We start from the raw sequence: 17,147 nt of genomic DNA, 5'->3' as shown, positions 1-17,147 counted from the left end.
GTACAGCAGGCCGTCGAGCACATAGGTGGAGTCACGCACGCCGACATTCACCACGCGGGTGCTGAACGGTGCGTACTGGTCGGAGATATGGGTGTAGAACAGTCGCCCCGGCTCGCTGCCGTACTTCGGGTTGACGTGCCCGGTGCTTTCGCCCCGGCCGCCCGCCCGGAAGCGCTGGCCATCGGAGGATGAGGTGGTGCCGTCGCCCCAGTGGGCGGCGAAGGCATGGCGGTACTGGTGGTTGACCAGCTCGGCCAGGGCCGCCGAATAGGTTTCGTCGCGGATGTGCCAGGCTTGCAGCCAGGACAGCTTGGCGTAGGTCAGGCCGGGGCTCGACTCGGCCATCTTGGTCAGCCCGAGGTTAATCGCATCGCCCAGGATTGCTGACAGCAGCAATGTCCTGTCTTTGGCCTCGGCACCGTCCTTCAGGTGGGTGAAGTGGCGGCTGAAACCCGTCCAGTCGTCCACATCCATCAGCAGTTCGGTGATCTTGATGCGCGGCAACAGCTGACTGGTCTGGTCGATCAGCGCCTGCGCGGTATTGGGCACCGCAGAATCCAGCGGGGTGATCTTCAGCCCGGACTCGGTGAGGATGGCATCGGGCAGCTCGTTGTCCTTGGCCAGCCGGGTTACGGTGGCCAACTGCTCGTCCAGCAGCTGTAAGCGCTCTTCCAGGTACTGGTCGCTGTTCGGGTTGATCGCCAGGGGCAGGGCCTGTTCCCGCTTGAGCGCGGCGAACTTCTCTGCCGGCAGCAGGTAGTCGTCGAAGTCGCGGAACTGCCGTGAACCCTTGACCCAGATGTCACCGGAGCGCAGGGCGTTCTTCAGCTCGGACAGCGCGCAGATTTCGTAGAAGCGTCGGTCGTGGCCTTCCGGGGTGATCACCAGCGGCTTCCAGCGCGGCTTGATGAAGGCGGTAGGGGCATCCGCCGGCACCTTGCGCAGGTTGTCGGCGTTCATCTCGCGCAGGGTCTGCACGGCCGCCAGCACGCCTTGCGCGGCCGGTGCAGCGCGCAGTTCCAGCACCTCCAGCAGGGCCGGCGTGTAACGGCGCAGGGTGGCGAAGTTCTCGCCGACCAGGTGTAGGTGGTCGAAGCCCTCCGGCCGGGCCAGCAGCTCGGCCTCGCTGACGCTCTCGGTGAATTCGTCCCAGGGAATCACCGCCTCGATGGCGGCGTACGGATCGCTGCCGTTTTCCTTTGCCTCCAGCAGAGCCTGGCCGATCTTCGAGTACAGGCGCACCTTGTCATTGATCGCCTTGCCCTGCTTCTGGAACTGCTGCTGATGCTTGTGCTTCGCGCCGCTGAACAGCTTGACCAGGATGCGGTCGTGCAGATCGACCAACTCATCAATCACAGTCGCGGTGCTCTCCAGCACTACGGCGGCCAGGGTCGCGTAGCGCCGCTGCGGCTCGAACTTGCCAAGGTCTTTGGGCGTCATCTGCCCCCCTTCGCGGGCCAGCTTGAGCAGGCGGTTCTGGTGGATGTGCCGGCCCAGCCCTTCGGGCAAGTCCACCAGCTGAAATGTCTTCAGCCGCTCGATGTGCTTAAGCATGTGCCGAGAGTTGGGTTTCAGCGGTGCCTGGCGCAGCCAGGTCAACCAGGTGATGCTGCTGCCGGCCTTGAGCTTCAGCAGTTCGTCCAGCTTGGCACGGTGCGAGTCCGTGAGTGGTTCGACCAGGGCGCGGTAGACCCGCCGATTAGCCCGCGCAATGGCCTCCGAGCAGGCCCGATCAATTACGCTCAGCGCCGGCAGGATGCGCCGCTTCTGCCGCAGGCTCTCCAGAGCCTGGCTGGCCAGCAGCAAGCCCTTGTCGGTCTGCTGGGCCAACTCGGTCAGCTCGCGCACGAGGTTGCGGAAGTCGGACAGGCCAAACGGGGCCAGTTGCAGGTAGGTGCGCAGTTCATGGGCGTGCTCGCGGCGGGTCACGTCGCGTTCGCCGTACTTCGCCCAACTCGCCGGGTCGGCCTGAACCTGCTTGGCCACCCACAGGATGACCGGCTCGGGCGGCTCGCTGTCGGTGCCCAACGCATAGCCGGGGTAGCGCAGCAGGCTGAGCTGCACCGCGAAGCCTAGGCGGTTGGCGTCGCCGCGCCGCTGGCGGATCAGCGACAGGTCGGAGTCGTTGAAGGTGTAGTAGCGGATCATGTCATCCTGGCTTTCTGGCAACGCAAGCAGGGTGTCCCGCTCCGTGGCCGAGAGGATCAAGCGACGCGGCATGTATCAGTCGTCCGTGCGGAGGTACTGGTAGAGGGTTTCCCGGCTGATGTTGAACTCGCGGGCAAGCTGCGCCTTGGGCTCGCCGGCCGTCGCTCGCTGCCGCAGGGTAGCAGCCTGCTCATCGGACAGGGCTTTCTTGCGGCCTCGGTACGCGCCACGCTGCTTGGCCAAGGCGATACCCTCACGCTGCCGCTCGCGGATCAGGGCGCGCTCGAACTCGGCGAAGGCACCCATCACCGACAGCATGAGGTTGGCCATCGGCGAGTCCTCGCCGGTGAAGACTAGGCCCTCTTTCAGGAATTCGATACGCACGCCGCGCTGGGTCAGCTTCTGCACAAGGCGGCGCAGGTCATCGAGGTTGCGCGCCAGGCGATCCATGCTGTGCACTACCACGGTGTCACCTTCGCGGACGAAACTCAGCAGCGCTTCGAGCTGGGGGCGCTGAGTGTCCTTGCCCGAGGCCTTGTCGGTGAACACCTTGCTCACCTCGGTCTCCTCCAGCTGGCGTTCCGGGTTCTGGTCGAAGCTGCTGACCCGGACGTAGCCAATGCGATGTCCCTGCACGCCTACTGCTCCGCCGAGAAATGGCGCTCGGGCCAACGCCAACGGCGGATGCGCTCCCACAACACTTTGCCGCCAATCCCAACATCGTTCTTGTCGGGATCGAGATTGAGTAACAATGCCAGTCGAGCGATCGCGCTCTGCATCGGGTACATGTTCCCGTAGCCAGCGATCTTTCGCAGGATTTCATTCTCGCTCTTCTCTAACTCTTCGGGAGTATTGAAGGTGGTGGCATAGTCAGTGATCACTGCTGAAGCGGCATCCAAGGCGCTGTAGGTTTCTCGAAGCACTTCGAGCACTTCATGAGTGAGTGCCCCCAGCTCGACTTGGGTTCCATCCGGCAAGGTGGCGATCCCCTTCTCGAAAAAGATCACCCCGTCACGTAGATAAAGTGCCTGGAGGGCATCTACCCCAACGAACGACGGCGCGTCCTGGTCTACCGCAGGCCTGCCGAGAATGTGGCAATGCAAATGCAGGCTCGCGGCTCGAAGCAAACGCCGCGCCTCGGGAGTTGGTGGATTTATCCAAGGGTCTGCCTGCTCCCGCCGCCAGACAACCGTTCCCCACCACAGCCCGGCGACTACCAACCCTAATCCAACCCATAGAAAGGTCATCAGAACAACTCCGCGTTGAAGGTGAGCAAGGGGGCTAAGTGCACTTTCTGTTCCGTTGCGCCTCAAGCCCTGCTTTTGTCAGGCTGAAATCTATGACCTTTGCGGGCATGTGTCAAAGAATGCGAAAGAAGACTCTATTCTGACGGAGCTGCGCGGTTCTGCCTGACATCCAGTTAGGGTATACCTCAAATTGACACTGCGTATTCCAGAGAACGTGATGACGGAAGGTTGAACCTTCCGTCATAGCGCATCTGGTTTGGCCTCCCGTCAGCCAACCACGGGAAACACTGACTCGATCATTGGAGAATGGTCAGCTTGGCCTTGAGATCAATGGCTCTCGCGAAGTTGTGGTAATTCGGCGATGTTCGCTGCACCTGCGCGTGCAATGCTTTCAGCGCCGCCGAATCCGCCGACGACTCCATTTCGACCTCATACTCGACCTGGTCGTACCCTGGATTGATCCCAGGATCGATTCCAAGAAAACCTCTCAGATCGAGGCTTCCCTTCGTGCGGATAGTCAGCGATTGCAACTCGATGTTCATTGCCGCCGCATTTGCCGCGTAGGTTGCAGTCATGCATGCGTTCAACGCAGCCAGGATCAATTCTTGTGGATTAGCGGCCGTGTCGGTACCGAGCAATTCTGCCGGTTCGTCCGCGTCGATGACAAAGCCGCGCGCCAAGGCCGTGTCACCTAGTACGAGCGGCATGGTTCGCGCACGCGTCCGGGTGCCACCCTCCCAGGTTGTCACGACGCCGAACGTCGCGATGCCTGCGGCGGGCTTTGCTGCGACCTGATCTGCAAACTCACGCAATGCGCCGACGTTGATCCCGTTGCCGGGAGTTCCTTTAATGTTTGTGTTCATTTCTCGTTCCCCCATTATGTGTTACGCCCGGCCATCACGCCGCCGTCAACGTCCCAGATTGCGCCCGTCACCCATGCTGCCTTGTCCGACAACAGGAAGAGGATGACCTCGGCGACGTCTTGTGGCGTCCCAACCCTGCCGATTGGGTGGAAGCTGTTGAATCCCTGTAAGGCGCCATGAACCTCGGCCTTGGGTATGAATCCCTCGTAAATCGGCGTTTCGACAACCGCCGGAGAAACGGCATTGACCCTGATTTGTTTGGATGCCAGCTCCATCGCAAGGTGCTGGGTCAGCGAATGCAAACCTGCTTTTGCCATCGAATACGCGGACGACGGCGTAGCCGCAATCGCCTGCTTGCCCCACATCGAGCCGATGTTCACAATGGCGCCGGGACGCTCGCTGGCCACGAGATTGGCCACGACTTTTTGTGTGATGAAGAAGAACGCTTTATTCAACGTCAAATATTGTTCGTAATCACTTTCCGTGTGCTCAAGAAACGCCTTCGGGAAGAACACCCCAGCCGCGTTGACCAGAAGATTGATGTCCTTGTGGTGTTCATCGATGGTATGCAGGAGTCGCTTCACATCTTCGGCTCGCGAGAGATCGGCAGTCAGGGCGGTCACGGTGCCCAACGACGACAGCGCCTTGCGGGCCTCTTCGGCCTTGTCTTCACGGTGACCGACGATGACGACGCTTCCGCCTTGCTCAAGAACCATGCGGGCAGTTTGCAGTCCCATCCCGCTAGTGCCGCCGATGACCAACAACTTCTTGCCATTAAATTCAGTACTCATAATAATCTCCTTAACTACCAACTAAATGGTAGGGTTGTGTTGCAAAAAAAGTGCCGACCTCAGGTCAACACGGTGGAAAGAAAAGTGTTTCCAACTTCGGCCGGTCCGCGTGACGACCGCATGCCACGGCCCACCATCATCGAGCCTTCCAACGCGCACAAGAATGCCTCTGCGAGAGCCTCTGGGGTGGAATTCGAGGTGATCAGCGCGGCACGCTGACCATCGGCAACGACAAGAGTCAACCAGTCGAGATTGACTTTAAAGAATCGCTCGACCTCGCTCACAACGGCGTCCGGCAGCGAGTCCGACTCGGCACCCAACATGCCGCAGACACAAAGGCGCCGGTCCTTGGCGAAGGTGCGTTCGAAAAGTGCCGCATACGCAGTTAGCCTGTCAGGCGCTTTCGCATGCTGCCCTTCGATGCTCAGCAACTCCTCACGAAACCGGTGCGTGTAGCGCTGTGCGACCACGGCCACGAGTTCACCCTTCTTGGGAAAGTGGTGGTGGATACTTGGTTTTTTGATGCCTACCAACTGGGCCACGTCGTCGTATGAGAAGCCGTTGTAGCCGTGCTGCTGTACCAACCCTTCAGCGGCATCGACCACCCGCTCGGCGGTCGGCGAGATTTCGGAGAAATGCTTCATGCAAGCGCCTCATTTGATTCGGCGACTGGCAGGTGGCCTGTCTTGACCAGGATGGTGCAGCCTGTATTGCTGAAGGGACGGTGAGCACTCAAATGCGGACTGCGCATCCATGTGCCGGTAGGGTAGCTTCCGAACTCATCCTCAAAGACGCCTTCCAACACATAGATTTCTTCACCGCCGTAGTGACGATGCGAATTGAATCGTGTCCCCGGGGCCCAGCGCACCAAAGCCGTATGTTGTGTGTCGAACTCAGAAAGTGGCATCACCGACAGACCCGGCACGAGGCCTGGAAACCAGGGGCCGTTACGGGTGTCGACCACGGTGCGTTGGCTGTCGGCTAGATCAAGATGGCGCAGCTTGACGAACAACGTGCAACCCGTCGCGGAGCTCGGTGCATGCGAAGAACCTGGTGGATTCTTGATGTAAGTCCCAGGCCCGAAGGTCCCGGATTCGTCGCTGAATTCGCCGTCCAGGACCAGAATCTCCTCGCCCAAGTCGTGCTTATGATTTTCAAAAGCGGAGCCCGGCGCGTATCGCACGATCGAGGTGGCACGCGCCACTTCGTCGCCATCACGCTCCAGTAACTGGCGTTGAATCCCGGTCGCTGGCGAATCGACCCACTGTAAGCTTGAAGGCTCGACGACAACACGCTGCGAAAGATCTGAATTGAGTTTCATGGCTTTATTTCATCTACCGACTACTTGGTAGGTAAGTTATAAGATCCCGATTTGTTTGTCAAATAGCTTTCGCCATTTTCTTTCATCCATTGAAAAAACAATGAATTGGTTACAAGAACTCGCGAAGCTTAGCGTACGATTTTTTCCGAATTCTCTATCGTCCCCAAGGAGTAGTTAGATGTCTACCGTGATCTTTGGCAGGCTGCGAGCTGCGGCAAAACGCATTCAGCATGATGCGCTGACGGTTATTTTGTGGCGCGAGACCCGAATACCCCCCATAGTCGTTCGGCTGCTCGCAATCGCAGCGTACGCCATGAGTCCAATTGATCTCATTCCGGACTTCATGCCGATCCTGGGCTATCTTGACGACATTATCTTGGTCCCGCTGGGCATCGTCCTTGTCATCAAGCTGACGCCATCGAATGTGATAGAAGCAAGTCGCTCGAAAGCAGCTAAAGTGGCAATCAAGCCGATCAGCCACGTTGCGGCCGCAGTCGTTATTGGCACATGGCTTTTATGTGCCACGGCTTTTGGCTACTGGGTGTGGGAATACAGCAGGTAACGCATCGTCTGCACGTGATGAAATAGTTAATTTAAGGCTTGTAAAACAGATGGTTAATGCGCTTTTTGGAGGATTTCGTCAGAATCGTTGCCGACCCTCGGCATTGACGCGGCTCAGGAGAATTGGTGTCCCTTGCGAACATAATCACTTCGTCATAGTCGCGGTCTCTATGGTTGAGGTTTCGGTGGAAAAAAGCGCGCCGACTTTAAGACTTCTTATAGCCTGGTCATCATCACGCATGAGGAAAAGCGCGTTGAGCCCGCGTTTTCGTGCAAGTTCAGCACCCCGATCTGGTCCAAGCACCATCAGTGCGGTCGCCCAAGCGTCAGCCTCAGCACAGCTTTGTGCAACAACGGTGACTGATGCCGGGGAACGGAGGATCGGCGCGCCGCTGCTTGGATCCATAGTGTGCGAAAAGCGGCGTCCTTGGATCTCGACCCAGTGACGGTAGTCCCCGGAGGTCGCAACGGCGGCATCTGTTAAGGCGAGGATCGAACGGGGGGCGCGACGCGCTGGATCGGGTGCCTCTACGGCAATGCTCCACGGTGCCCCGTCCGATCTAAGCCCGATTGCGCGCATTTCGCCGTCGATACCGACAAGGCCCGCTGTGATGCCAAAATCGGTGAGTATTTGGGCAAGTCGGTCAACACCGTGGCCTTTGGCGATGCCGTTGAGGTCCAACGTGAGCGGGGCGGTCTTGCGGATGCAACCATCGCCTGTTTCAAGAGCGATATGGGCCGGTATGCGCGACGCGGTTATTGCGGCACGGATCTGCTCGGGTTCTGCGTTCTCAGGTCCGAACCCCCAAGCTGTCACAGCATCTCCCATGCCAATGTCAAACGCACCGTCCGAAGTATGTCCTATTTCAAGCCCAAGACGCAGGACATAGAGAAGCTGTGCCGGAACATCCACCCATTGATTGACTGGCACCGCATTCAAGCGCATCAGATCGCTGTCTGGCTTCCAGGTCGACATTTGCGAGTCCACCTCATCTACAGCTGTCTGTAAGGCGGATTGCACGGGGGCAACATCGTATTCTTGTGGGGTGAAGAACAACGCCGACCAGCGCGTGCCCATGGTGGGGCCATTAAGCGCATTACGTATCGCTTTAGTAGATATCTTCGACATACCGTCCCTCCGCTTTTAGTGTGGCAGGAGTTTCCACACTAGCTGCCAGGATATCTGTCAGGGCATCGGCGACACCCGCAGACATTTCACGCCCGCCACACACCATGACGCGTGCGCCATCGTGAATGAGCCGGGTGACGTTTGCGGCGTCTTTACGCAGCGCGTCTTGTACATAACATGGTGATGTTCCGCGCGAGACGGCAAGAACGAGCCGGGAAAGACGACCGTCAGCCTGCCAGTTCTGCATTTCGTCGCTGTAAAAGAAATCGCTGTCGGGGTTACGCATCCCGAAAAAGAGATAAATGGGCCGGTGCCCCACGTTGCCGCGGATAAAACCTGCCAGAGGACCGATGCCTGTTCCCGCACCGATCAAGAGGAGGGGCCCGTGGCCTTTGCCGGGCTGGAATCCGGGATTGCGATGCAGGAAAGCGGAAATTGTCTCGCCGGTCTTCAGCGCGGTCAACTGACCTGAACAAAGGCCGCCCGGGTGCTTTTTCACCACGATCTCGATAAAGCCGTCGCGGTGCGAAGAGGCAAGTGAATAGAGGCGTGGCATGGTGGATCCTTCGGGAAGAATACCAATCAGGTCACCGGCCTGAAAGCGTGAAAATCCTGCTCCGGTCAGCCGTTGCCAAAGCGTCGACCGCGGCAGCGCGAAGCGAAGGATCGCTGCCGGTGCTTGTACCTCGGCCCCGTAGTCGCGGCGCGAAACAAGGGTAAGCATATCCGTCTGCGGCAGGACCGGCTGATGGGTGAGTTCCAACTTGATCCCCAGCACGTCCCCAAGTGCTTGGCCCCAGCGTGCGAAATCCTGCGGTGACTGGCGGTTAACGGTGTCATAGGGCATCAGTTCCGGCCACTTCTTTGTCTCCGCCAGTTCGGCGACGGCTTTGGCGAAGGCGCAATATGCCGGAAAGCTGCGGTCACCAAAGCCAAGCACTGCCATTGGAATCTCTGGCGCGTGGTCAAGCGTTTTGAGGCGATCAAGGAAACCCTTGGCAGATGCCGGTGCATCTCCGTTGCCATAGGTCGCGGCAAGGAAAATGATGCGTTCGGCGCGGGCATAGCGGTCAGGTGTAAAAGTGGACATTGATGCGACATGGACACGCTGCCCCGCTTCTGTAAGTGCTGCGTGCAGCGTGGCGGCGAAACCCCAGGTGCTGCCGCTTTCGCTACCGACAAGAAGGATCGTATGCGCCCGCCCAGCCGGTTGGTTGCCGCGAATTCCCGGACGTCTGCGCCGCCCCGAAAGCCAGATCAAAATCCCCGTCACACCCATCACAGGTATACCAAGCACCATCAGCCCCAGTACCAGCCCAAAAGTGGCCGCGCCTTGGCCGGTATGGAGCATGTAAACAGTGTCCGAGACGCGCTCCCACCAAGACAGGTTAGTCCAACTTAATAGCTCTCCGGTGCCCTGATCGAGATAGCCGATGCCCTCGTCTGTCTTTAACGTGAATACATCGGTTGCATCCCCGGGATAGGGGAAGTTCAAAGAGCGCATCTTGGCTACCGGGACGTCGCCGATCATTGCAAGTTTGGCAAGTTCGATGCCGCTATCTCCGCTGACACTTGTGGGGAAGCGGGGTGGGGTACCACCGTCAGGCAGAAGATCAAAGGTCGAGGACGTCATCCACAAGGCTGTTACTGAGGAAATTGCAAGGCCGAACACCGCGACCCTTGCGACCTCGACGTGCAAGCGGCTTGAAAACGGTCCGCGCAGGGGTGCAAACCATTGCCGCCAGCCGCCAGCGCGCCTCGCAACCAATATCGCGCCCGACAGTGCCAGCACCAGCATGGCCGCCGCACCCGTTGCCATCCCGATGCGCCCTGCGTCACCAAGGAACAGCGACCGGTGCAGGTTCGTAAGCCAGCGTTCCACCTGATTTGGGTCGGCCGACGCCACGCCCTTACCTGTCGCGGGGTCGATCACGGCTGCATCGGGGACCCCTTGGTCGAACCAGTAGGCGGTGATCCGTCCTGACGGGGCGCGGCGGATCTGATCGACGCCCGGATAGGCGCTCTGGATGCGCTCAGCCAACACGCCGACGCTCATATCCATCTCGGCCTGAGGGGCAGACAGGTGTTCGATCGCAGGAAACACGGATAGCGCGGCACCACTGAGCGCAAGAACCATGATGATGCCCAGCGCCAGAAGGCCCGGCCAGCGATGAAGACCGCGGATCATGCTGCTTCTCTCCTTTAAATGTCGTAGATGAAGCTGGCGATATAGCGACGGCCTTTGACCGGCGTACCTGCACCGCTTGTCGTTAGCGGCACAGAGACTTCGTTCGGGCTGTCGCGCATATCCTCAACGGCAGCGTCGATGTGAAGCGTGTACCCCGCATCAAACAGCGTATCGGCAAGGTCTAGTGTGATTTCAAGCGTGCGGCCAGCGCCCAGACTGGCACCGGTGATACCATTTATCTGGGCGGTGTCACCACCGGTGGCGCGATACCAGTCTGTCAGATGTTCATAATATTTCGACTTGCTACCAGCCATCCACAGGCTGCCGACATAAGCACCGGACGTATCCGTGACGTAAAGCGCAAGATAGGCGCCGTCGCCCCCATAATTGTTGAGTGTTGTCGAGAGAGTGACCTGGCGCGCCATTGCGGCGCCGGGAAACGTCAGTGCCGTGGTGACAACAAGGGTTGCGAGAAGTGATTTCATCGTGGCAGTCCTTCTGGATTGAAATATGTCTTAAAGGTTCAGTTCACCTGAACCTTTGGTGACGCCCCACTGCCAAAGAGCCCGTTCTGCGGCGGCGCAACAGTGCCCGCGGGGGCAGGATTGGAAACGCCACCTCGACAGCCGTCGTCACAATCATCATCATCATCATCATGATCGTGATCGTCGTCATCATCGTGATCATGACGACTCCGGGAACCTTTGAAAAAGCTGTGACTGTCATCGTTACTGGCCAGAATGAGCGGCAGTATCTGTGCCGCGTCTTCGTCGAAAACGCCAAAGGATTGAGAATTCGCGTCGGTGGGAGCTCGCAGAGCACTCCAGGCCGGCACCCCGATGGCGGCCGTCAGCGCGGTGGAAGTGGCAAGAAGTATGAGGGTCTTTCGCATGGCAGGGTCTCCTTTTTTTTTGTCTGCTAAGGTCACTATGCAGACCCGACCTGATGGCTTCCTGACAGCGAAGCGATTTCTGCTTCAGCTTGCCGTCAGGAAGAAAGAGGACTCATCGCGAAGGTTGAGTGTCGTAAACACGCCCTTGCTGCATGGCAATCTTGTCAGATGTCGGTCACGCAAAAGTGAAATGTTCGTAGCGCACCCGGCGTGGCGTCTGGCCTGACGCTTTCAGGTCTTTGAGGATTGCGTTTTTCAGTCCTGATGGTCCACAGAACCAGAGGTCAGCTTCTCGAACGGGGAACGGTGCCGATCCGCTCAACCGCTCTGCAGTCAAACGACCATCCTGCGCAGTTGCGATAACCTCGAAGCTGAACGTCGCAGTGCGCAGCGCTGCTGCGCGAAGAGTCTCAAGCTCAATCGCGTCTTCCAGTGTTCGAACACAATAGACTAGGTGGATTTTGCGGTGCTCCGCCTCGGTCAGGCTTTCAGCCCAGGCGATAAATGGCGTAATCCCGACGCCGCCAGCCAGCCAGATCTGCTGCCTGCCACCCGTACGAAAGTCGAACCGCCCGTAAGGACCTTCGACGTCTACAAGCATGCCCTCGTGCAGGGCGTTGGGCAGGCGCCGCGTCCAGCCGCCGAGTGCGCGGATAGAAAGGTGCAGCGTACCGTCGGAGCGCGGGGCGCTGGAAATCGTAAAGGGATGTGGCTCGGATAATCCGGCGTCTGGGGCGCTGATAAAGGCAAACTGCCCCGGTCGCCAGCGCATGGCCCGCCCATCTGGCGCCAGTGTTAGCGAAGTGGTATCTGCGTGCCGGCTGATTGCACTGACCTTAAATGTCCGACGTCGCAGGCGCGGGGCAATGAATTCGATATGGAGCCAGGCGACCAGTCCGGAGATGCCAAAGATATTGAGAAGCCACGACAGGGATTGATCCGCAACGGTCGGCATGTCGACAAAGAACTGGTGAAACACCACAATGGCGAAAAAAACGCCCATGAAGCGATGGCTGAAACGCCAGAGCTGATAGGGAATTTCAAGCCCGATGAACGGTAAACGTCGAAACCAGCTGATCACGATCAGCGCCAGAAAGGCGTTGAAGGCAAACTCGCCCAAGTCGCTGGCAAAGTCGCCGAGGTTCGTCTCCCGCACTGTACGGTCGAAATCGGGCTCGAACTGGTCATGCAGGATCATCAGCACAAGCGCCGAGATACCCAGCCATTTATGAACTTGATACATCCGATCCAGTCCCCCGAACAGAGGCTCCAGCAGGCTGGAGCGCGTCGCAAGAATCAGGGTTTGGCTCATCGCGACAACAGCCATGGCACCAAGCGCTACGCCAATGGCCGCCGAGGGACCAAATGGTGCATAGATGACAATGCCAAGACCGCCCACGATACAGCAAGCCAGTGCGACCAGTAAGGGTCCAATTAAACTGACGATCCAGGCAAACGTTGGAAACCCCCAGAAAAAACGATGATCTGACGTCACGCCAGCAACGTCAGATTCTCTTGCCACGTCATTCATGATCACTGGCTTTTCGGTTGCGGTGCGCATGATCATCGTCTTCGTATTCGATCTCGATCACTTGCAGTGTGGCCGGGTGAACCTTGACCTCAATCTGGCGACCTGCGGCATTCCTGCCGTCAATCTCGTAGCAGCCGTCATCGATTTTGATGCGACGAACCGTCCAGCCGTTTTCTTCAGCCAGCCGGGCAACAGCTTCGCGGGGTTGCCAGTCCGTCATCGGGACAAAGCAGTCATCGTCAGCCGATCCGACACCGACCGGAAAGGCCGCGAGAAAACTGAGAATTGTCAATACCTTCTTCATGCGCCAAACTCCTCGCTACGGCCATTTTGAACTAACTGATACGCGACCAACCTTACGGGAGCCTGAAGCCTTGGCTTTGATGGCTTCAGTTTTACGTCAGCTTAGCCTGTCATGAAAGGTGATCGGGAAAGTGAGGGGAACTGAAATGCGCATCCTGCTTGTCGAGGACGACACTGTTCTGGGGGCTGCCGTGCGAGATGAAATCGCCGGGGCAGGCCAGTCGGTGGATTGGGTCATGCGTCTCGACGCGGCCGACGATGCCCTTGCAGGTGCGACCTACGATCTGTTGTTGCTTGACCTGATGTTGCCTGATGGTCGCGGTATCAACTTCCTGAATAGCTTGCGGGCGAGGGGTGACGTGACGCCGGTGATCATCCTTACCGCACTCGACCAGGTGACCGACCGGATCGAAGGGTTGAACGCCGGCGCGGACGACTATCTTGTCAAGCCATTCGATCTTTCTGAACTGATAGCGCGTATTGGCTCGGTCGCAAGGCGCTATACCGGCAACCCAAATCCGATCATCACCCACGGGCAGGTTGAGGTCGACCTTACCCTGCGCAGCATCCGTCTTGCCGGAAAACCGGTTTCATTGACTGCACGCGAATGGGCGCTATTTGAGGCATTCCTATCCCGTCCCGGACAGCTTCTGTCCAAGGCGCAGCTGGAAGAAAAACTATACGCCTTTGGTGCAGAAGTGGAGAGCAACACCATCGAGGTCCATGTCAGCCGTCTGCGCAAGAAGCTCGGCAGCAAGATTATCGAGACCGAACGCGGCCTTGGCTATCGGCTTGGCAAGCCATGAGACTACCACGTAGCCTGCAAGCGCGGTTGGGATTGTCCCTTGGCATTCTCCTGACCTTGCTCTGGATAGCCGCTGCCTCGGTGACAACCGTGACCTTGCGCCACAATATGGACAGGGTCTTTGACTCGGCTCTGGAGGAAACTGCACAACGCCTGCTGCCGCTGGCTGTTGTCGAGATTGTTGGGCGTGAGGACACTGGGGTTACCCAACAGCTTGGCGTTATCCGCGCCCATGACGAGTTCTTCACCTATATCGTTCGAGACATAAATGGGCGTATATTGCTGCAGTCGCACGCCGCAGACCTTGCAGTGTTCCCCGACTATGACGGGCCTGGCTTCCGTCAAACCCCGACGCACCGGCTATTCAACGATGACGCCCTGCAGGGAACGATCCGGATCACGGTGGCAGAACCTCTGGACCAGCGTGCGAATGTTACTCGCGAGATTTTGCTCGGTCTTGGGCTGCCTCTTCTGATTGTCATTCCAGTGGCACTTCTGGCGATCATGTTTGCGGTTCGGGCAGGTTTCAAATCCTTGCGTCGTTTCCGCAATAGTCTGGATACCCGCAATGCACAGGATCTCTCGCAAGTATCAGCCGATGACTTGCCTTCGGAAATTGGTCCGCTTGCGGTCACTCTAAATACCCTTTTGGAGCGGCTGCGGGAGGCATTTGAGGCGGAACGAAGTTTTGCCGCGAATGCCGCGCACGAATTACGAACACCGCTCGCAGGTGCCATCGCCCAAGCGCAACGCCTCAGAACTGAAACCACAGATGCGGCAGCAGCCACGCGGGCGACCGAAATCGAAGAGACGCTAAAACGGCTGACACGTCGGACCGAACGGCTGATGCAACTCGCCCGTGCCGAGGGAGGTCGGTTGCACTCGGATCATGAGTCGGACCTGCGCCTCGCGGTGCGCATCGTAATCGAAGACATGCAGCGGGGAGAACATGCTCCAGACATAGTGCTTGATCTGCCCGGCGCGCCGGTCCTGTCGTCTCTCGACCCTGACGCCCTTGGCATCCTTTGCCGCAATCTGATCGAGAATGCCATCCGTCATGGGAGCGACAATTGCCCTGTCGACGTAATACTGACGCCCGACGGCCAATTGATCGTGGCCAATGACGGGCCGGTCGTCCCGCAGGATCATCTTGCTCGGTTGACAGAGCGGTTTCAGCGCGGCGAGCCTTGGCGCGATGGTAGCGGCTTGGGTCTGTTTATCGTGGCAGCAATTGCCAAGCGAACCGGAAGTTTTTTGACACTTACGTCGCCAAGACCGGGCGCCGAGAACGGCTTTGAGGCACGTATCGCTTTGCCACAAAATCCTGCACGTCGGGACGCAGTGTAAAAAGGTATTGACCTGCCATCGCCACGGCCGCAGCTCTTGATCTTGTGGGCCTTATGCAACAGACCGGTGTTGTAGGCCAAACCGACGATGTAATTCACGCGCTTCGCATCGCACCAATTTATCAGGCTCCTGCATGCAGACCCGCTATTTGGTCTCCAACACTTTCGGGCCTGCCTGAGATTTCTTGAATTGCAGATAGCATGTTTTGCTTGGTCTTTTCCACGTTCTCACGGTGTCATTTGTTGCGTGCCACCAACAAATGACTGCAACCATTGAAACACTTTAATTGTTTAGGGTAGGGATCTACCGTGAAACTTTTAAAGCAATATCCAATCAAATCTAAAGCTCATCCGGCTAGTCATAAATATGCCTCTGATAGTCAATGCGTTTCCATGCAATGCCTTCCATACGATCGGCCTGCAACGCGGGAGACAGCGCTTATCTGTGACGACACGATAGAAGTGAAATCTGAGGTAAGCTTGGAGAACGGCTGTGCTGAACTGCTATAACAGTCTGCGAGTAAGATAATTTTTGTTGAGAGACCACAAAAAAAACGTCTGCAGACAAGACTCAACGCAACACACCTGAAATTAGACTGACGTTCTATAATCTTTATTATGACAAAAGTGGCGAATAATCCCGGTAAACAGCGCGAGCAGGAGTACGGCACCACGCTTTGTTTTTTTTCTCCCCACCCTTGGCCAGCTAGCGTCTGAGACGTCCAAATGATGCAAGTTTTGAAAATTTTTCGCGCTGTTTACCGGGATGTAAGACGTTTTTTTTAATTGCAAGGAGCTTCTCACCAGCTTCCAGTCCACGTATTTCCTGGTTATCTTTAAGGCACGGATTTTCTTTGGCTCTAAGGATATTTAACCGCTCACTTGTTTTGATGAGCACTTCATGCTTTTCATCCGTCGACAGAGATTGCACATATCGCATTTCTTTACGTTTGTCAGATGATGCAGCGCAGAGGGGTTCTATACAACATGAGGCCTTACGAGCTAGATGACCGTTGCTTATCGCCTTGTCGATCCTGTCAATAATTTGGTTAGTCAGGTCAACATAGTCTTGGGGGCCATATCGATTTTCTTTGCCATATGGTCCTATAAGGCGATCTGATCGATCAAAATCGTTTACATAGAGATTTGCGTCGACAAAAGCGTGAAGGTCCGAGAAATTCTCAACTTTTTGAAGATCAACCACTTCGTTTCGCACATCTTGAACAATTTCATTCAAGGCGATCCGAACGCGATGAGTAATGATGTCATCTCGGTCCAAAATGCTCAAGCTAACCTTTCCAGGAAAAATGACCAAATCCCAATTTTAAACAAAGGGGGTAATGCGCCAGTTTAAATTTTGTTTTTGGGGTAATTTTATCTTTTGTGGCGGTTATGCGCTAACGCAAATTTTTTGGAGCCAGGAAAGGTCCGGATCTATCTCTGCAATAGGAAAATCTGGTTCTTGAAGATGATTTTCGAGATATTCGGACAAAAGCTCAGAGGCAGACAACACCGAAAAACCGCGATAAAGTTGCTCCGATCGCCATCCTTCAAATGCTGACCACCAGTCATTATAATAACAAATAGCCGAAAAGGTAGAGAACCGATCCCGGTACATTTCCGCCCTTGGATGTGTCGACGAGATTGTGCCTAAAATTCGATTTTCGGATATCTTCATCGCAATCCCATGGCCTAAACGCAGTAGCGTGCCAAGCTCTGGCAAAGTGATATACAAGACAAGATTGTATGGTTTCATGTTTTTATAATCCACAGTCATACCCCCCAATTACCCGTCAAATTTGAACAATGTAACAATCACTGTTCATTACTTAGCCAGTTTTCTTCTTTGTCCCCAAAACAGCGATTCCGGCCAGCTGTATCCTGCATCTTCCACAAATAAGAAAACTTGGCAAACAGTTCTTGCCAATAAAAGAAAAAACAAACGTCTTACATCCCACCACATAAGGATAGTAACAGAAGTATTGCATCGTAAAAAATACTTGCGAAACAATCACATATTTA

The 17,147-nt window shown here is 56.8% G+C and carries 18 protein-coding genes; 3 read left to right on the top strand and 15 right to left on the bottom strand.

Going from position 1 to position 17,147, the window contains the following annotated elements:
* From THS27_RS22110 to THS27_RS22080, 7 genes are all read right to left on the bottom strand, one after another.
* Positions 1–2,220: Tn3 family transposase (locus THS27_RS22110; protein WP_085594569.1), on the bottom strand; the 2,220-nt coding region annotated here is incomplete at its 3' end.
* 3 nt (positions 2,221–2,223) lie between these two features.
* Positions 2,224–2,784, bottom strand: a complete 561-nt coding sequence (locus THS27_RS22105; RefSeq protein ID WP_014003957.1) for a recombinase family protein — start codon at positions 2,782–2,784, stop codon at positions 2,224–2,226.
* Positions 2,785–2,786: 2 nt separating this feature from the next.
* Positions 2,787–3,395, bottom strand: coding sequence for a hypothetical protein (locus THS27_RS22100; RefSeq protein ID WP_014003956.1), 609 nt, complete (start codon positions 3,393–3,395; stop codon positions 2,787–2,789).
* Between the two features lie 296 nt (positions 3,396–3,691).
* Entirely contained in the window at positions 3,692–4,258 is a 567-nt protein-coding gene (locus THS27_RS22095; RefSeq protein ID WP_004574805.1) for an OsmC family protein, read from the bottom strand.
* A 14-nt stretch (positions 4,259–4,272) separates the two neighbouring features.
* Positions 4,273–5,049: an SDR family NAD(P)-dependent oxidoreductase gene (locus tag THS27_RS22090; RefSeq protein ID WP_004574804.1), complete on the bottom strand. Its 777-nt coding sequence runs from the start codon at positions 5,047–5,049 to the stop codon at positions 4,273–4,275.
* Between the two features lie 59 nt (positions 5,050–5,108).
* Positions 5,109–5,693 carry a TetR/AcrR family transcriptional regulator gene (locus THS27_RS22085; protein WP_004574803.1) on the bottom strand — a complete coding sequence of 195 codons (585 nt, stop codon included), beginning with the start codon at positions 5,691–5,693 and terminating at the stop codon, positions 5,109–5,111.
* Complete coding sequence (locus tag THS27_RS22080; RefSeq protein WP_004574802.1) at positions 5,690–6,370, bottom strand: cupin domain-containing protein; 681 nt, start codon at positions 6,368–6,370, stop codon at positions 5,690–5,692. Before THS27_RS22080 ends, THS27_RS22085 begins: the two co-directional genes overlap by 4 nt.
* A 178-nt stretch (positions 6,371–6,548) precedes the next feature.
* Between THS27_RS22080 and THS27_RS22075 the strand changes: the two genes are divergently transcribed.
* Entirely contained in the window at positions 6,549–6,932 is a 384-nt protein-coding gene (locus THS27_RS22075) for a YkvA family protein (protein WP_023007037.1), read from the top strand.
* Positions 6,933–7,076: 144 nt separating this feature from the next.
* Here THS27_RS22075 and THS27_RS22070 read toward each other — a convergent pair whose 3' ends face one another.
* From THS27_RS22070 to THS27_RS22045, 6 genes are all read right to left on the bottom strand, one after another.
* Positions 7,077–8,060, bottom strand: a complete 984-nt coding sequence (locus THS27_RS22070) for an FAD:protein FMN transferase (protein ID WP_085594567.1) — start codon at positions 8,058–8,060, stop codon at positions 7,077–7,079.
* Entirely contained in the window at positions 8,041–10,248 is a 2,208-nt protein-coding gene (locus tag THS27_RS22065) for a PepSY domain-containing protein (RefSeq protein ID WP_085594565.1), read from the bottom strand. Before THS27_RS22065 ends, THS27_RS22070 begins: the two co-directional genes overlap by 20 nt.
* Before the next feature lie 14 nt (positions 10,249–10,262).
* Entirely contained in the window at positions 10,263–10,733 is a 471-nt protein-coding gene (locus THS27_RS22060; protein ID WP_085594563.1) for a DUF2271 domain-containing protein, read from the bottom strand.
* A gap of 38 nt (positions 10,734–10,771) precedes the next feature.
* On the bottom strand, positions 10,772–11,140 hold the full coding sequence (locus tag THS27_RS22055) for a hypothetical protein (RefSeq protein WP_085594561.1): 369 nt from the start codon (positions 11,138–11,140) through the stop codon (positions 10,772–10,774).
* Positions 11,141–11,315: 175 nt separating this feature from the next.
* On the bottom strand, positions 11,316–12,701 hold the full coding sequence (locus THS27_RS22050; protein WP_210402982.1) for a ferric reductase-like transmembrane domain-containing protein: 1,386 nt from the start codon (positions 12,699–12,701) through the stop codon (positions 11,316–11,318).
* Positions 12,664–12,975: a PepSY domain-containing protein gene (locus THS27_RS22045; RefSeq protein ID WP_085594557.1), complete on the bottom strand. Its 312-nt coding sequence runs from the start codon at positions 12,973–12,975 to the stop codon at positions 12,664–12,666. Before THS27_RS22045 ends, THS27_RS22050 begins: the two co-directional genes overlap by 38 nt.
* A gap of 145 nt (positions 12,976–13,120) precedes the next feature.
* Here THS27_RS22045 and THS27_RS22040 point away from each other — a divergent pair, with 145 nt between their 5' ends.
* Positions 13,121–13,780 (top strand): response regulator transcription factor, encoded by a 660-nt coding sequence (locus THS27_RS22040; RefSeq protein WP_085594555.1) that lies wholly within the window; start codon positions 13,121–13,123, stop codon positions 13,778–13,780.
* Positions 13,777–15,126: a HAMP domain-containing sensor histidine kinase gene (locus THS27_RS22035; RefSeq protein WP_085594553.1), complete on the top strand. Its 1,350-nt coding sequence runs from the start codon at positions 13,777–13,779 to the stop codon at positions 15,124–15,126. Before THS27_RS22040 ends, THS27_RS22035 begins: the two co-directional genes overlap by 4 nt.
* A 705-nt stretch (positions 15,127–15,831) precedes the next feature.
* Here THS27_RS22035 and THS27_RS22030 read toward each other — a convergent pair.
* Both THS27_RS22030 and THS27_RS22025 read right to left on the bottom strand, forming a co-directional pair.
* Complete coding sequence (locus tag THS27_RS22030; protein ID WP_085594551.1) at positions 15,832–16,413, bottom strand: hypothetical protein; 582 nt, start codon at positions 16,411–16,413, stop codon at positions 15,832–15,834.
* Between the two features lie 102 nt (positions 16,414–16,515).
* Positions 16,516–16,902 (bottom strand): hypothetical protein, encoded by a 387-nt coding sequence (locus tag THS27_RS22025; RefSeq protein ID WP_085594549.1) that lies wholly within the window; start codon positions 16,900–16,902, stop codon positions 16,516–16,518.
* Positions 16,903–17,147: the final 245 nt, after the last annotated feature.

This window comes from Thalassospira sp. MCCC 1A01428 (assembly GCF_002115825.1).
In the GTDB taxonomy this organism is placed as follows: Bacteria; Pseudomonadota; Alphaproteobacteria; order Rhodospirillales; family Thalassospiraceae; genus Thalassospira.
The sequence above is the reverse complement of the archived record's forward strand: the minus strand, read 5'-3'. Positions and strand labels throughout refer to the sequence as shown.